Origin of the sequence: Corynebacterium sp. HMSC059E07 (genome assembly GCF_001814395.1) — a bacterium.
In the GTDB taxonomy this organism is placed as follows: Bacteria; Actinomycetota; Actinomycetes; order Mycobacteriales; family Mycobacteriaceae; genus Corynebacterium; species Corynebacterium hesseae.
In genome coordinates, this window is record NZ_KV816289.1 from 1 (window position 1) to 1268 (window position 1268).

Below are 1268 nucleotides of genomic sequence, written 5' to 3' on the forward strand. Positions count from 1 at the left end.
GCCCGATCTGTGAAATCAACACTGGATAGTCCTAGGTCTGTGATAGGGGTACTGCTGCTGGTGCGGTAAGGCCAATTCCTATGGCTAATAGGAATCGGCCGTCGTGTGACATGTGCGGCCACGGACTGGTTAAGAACGGCAAAACCGCGGCAGGAACCCAGCGCTGGTTGTGTCCTCAGTGCAACGTTTCATCGATTAATGCCCGCGCACACACCAGCGAGATTCGGCACTTCAAAATCTTTATTGACTGGATTCTTTCCGGCGAATCTGCAGACCATTTAGCCAAACGCCTTGGGGTAACAAGGCGGACTTTGACCCGGTGGTTCAAGCTGCTGTGGTTTATCACCGTGCCCACGTCTACTGACCCCTATCGTGTTTATGACCAGGTCTTTATCGACGGCACCTATTTCCACAAGAAATGCCTGCTGGTAGCCTGCACCGAAACACACGTCATCGCCTGGCACTGGTGCCTGCGTGAAAGCTCATACGAGTACCTGAAACTGCTCGACAAAATCGCGCAACCACTCATCGTCACCACCGACGGGGCAGGTGGAGCGCTCAAGGCACTGCGCATTAAATGGCCCGACGTTGCCATCCAGCGCTGCCTAGTTCACGTCCAACGCAACACTTTTGCTGATATCAGCCGCAACCCGATTCACCCAGCGCATAAAGCAATCCGGAAACTGGGCTACATGCTTGTCCAAGTACGCAATCCCGACGATGCTGCGCGGTTTACAGCTGCAGTCCACCACACCCGTATTACCTTTGCTGATTGGCTTAAAGAGCGAACCTACCGCAGTGCTATACCGGCAGGCCAAGTGCCGAAATGGGTCAGCGCTAACCAGAAATGGTGGTACACCCACCGCAACGCCCGCAGGGCTCTAAAGCGTTTGGAAAAGCTCATCCACGCAGGACAATTATTTACCTTCCTTGACCCGCCTGAAGGTGTCACACAGGATTTAAAAGCCACCACGAACCTGCTGGAAGGTGGCATCAACAAACAGCTCAAAGACTTAGCAGGCAATCATCGTGGCATGTTCGATGAGCATCAGCGCATCACCATGGACTGGTGGCTCTACACCCACACCGAAGACCCGGTAGCGCCACTGGAGTTAGCCAAGCAACAAGACTTCGGACGCCAAGGAGAAAAAGCAGCACGCGCGGCCTGGGCAAGAGAAGAACTTAAACGACGAGGCCACCCAGACGGGCGACCTGCCACATTCGACACCCACATCGACAACGAATGGAACCCCAGCTTAGGGCTTAAG

The 1268-nt window shown here is 54.4% G+C and carries 1 protein-coding gene; it reads left to right on the forward strand.

Annotation, left to right across the window (positions count from 1 at the left end; genetic code table 11):
- Nucleotides 1–80 precede the first annotated feature (80 nt).
- On the forward strand, nt 81–1268 hold a 1188-nt coding region (locus HMPREF2967_RS04940; RefSeq protein WP_070685246.1), incomplete at its 3' end, for an IS1249 family transposase.